This is a genomic window from Pluralibacter gergoviae ATCC 33028 = NBRC 105706 (assembly GCF_001598855.1).
GTDB classification, from domain to species: Bacteria; Pseudomonadota; Gammaproteobacteria; order Enterobacterales; family Enterobacteriaceae; genus Pluralibacter; species Pluralibacter gergoviae.
Map to the genome: position 1 here is coordinate 1 of NZ_BCZS01000090.1, position 1,030 is coordinate 1,030.

At 53.3% G+C, this 1,030-nt stretch carries 1 protein-coding gene; it reads left to right on the forward strand.

Annotated features, from left to right (window positions below; all coding sequences use genetic code 11):
* Window positions 1-77: 77 nt before the first annotated feature.
* Complete coding sequence (locus tag ENGE1_RS26220; RefSeq protein WP_064360895.1) at window positions 78-1,001, forward strand: IS5 family transposase; 924 nt, start codon at window positions 78-80, stop codon at window positions 999-1,001.
* Window positions 1,002-1,030: the final 29 nt, after the last annotated feature.

A 1,030-nucleotide genomic window follows, 5' to 3' on the forward strand; every position in this document is an offset into this window, starting at 1 on the left:
GGCTTTGTTGAATAAATCGAACTTTTGCTGAGTTGAAGGATCAGATCACGCATCCTCCCGACAACACAGACCATTCCGTGGCAAAGCAAAAGTTCAGAATCACCAACTGGTCCACCTACAACAAAGCTCTCATCAACCGTGGCTCCCTCACTTTCTGGCTGGATGATGAGGCGATTCAGGCCTGGTATGAGTCGGCAACGCCTTCATCACGAGGAAGGCCCCAGCGCTATTCTGATCTCACCATCACCACCGTTCTGGTGATTAAACGCGTATTCCGGCTGACCCTGCGGGCTGCGCAGGGTTTTATTGATTCCATTTTTGCCCTGATGAACGTTCCGTTGCGCTGCCCGGATTACACCAGTGTCAGTAAGCGGGCAAAGTCGGTTAATGTCAGTTTCAAAACGTCCACCCGGGGTGAAATCGCACACCTGGTGATTGATTCCACCGGGCTGAAGGTCTTTGGTGAAGGCGAATGGAAAGTCAGAAAGCACGGCAAAGAGCGCCGTCGTATCTGGCGAAAGTTGCATCTTGCTGTTGACAGCAACACACATGAAGTTGTCTGTGCAGACCTGTCGCTGAATAACGTCACGGACTCAGAAGCCTTCCCGGGCCTTATCCGGCAGACTCACAGAAAAATCAGGGCAGCCGCGGCAGACGGGGCTTACGATACCCGGATTTGTCACGATGAACTGCGCCGCAAAAAAATCAGCGCGCTTATTCCTCCCCGAAAAGGAGCAGGTTACTGGCCCGGTGAGTACGCAGACCGCAACCGTGCCGTTGCTAATCAGCGGCTGAGCGGAAGCAATGCTCGGTGGAAATGGACAACGGAATATAACCGTCGCTCGATAGCGGAAACGGCAATGTACAGAATGAAGCAGTTGTTGGGAGATTCACTGACGCTGCGTGACTACGATGGTCAGGTAGCGGAAGCTATGGCCATGGTGCGTGCGTTGAACAGGATGACAAAGGCCGGGATGCCAGAAAGCGTGCGTATTGCCTGAAAATCCAGCCAGCTACAGGGTCGTTCGCA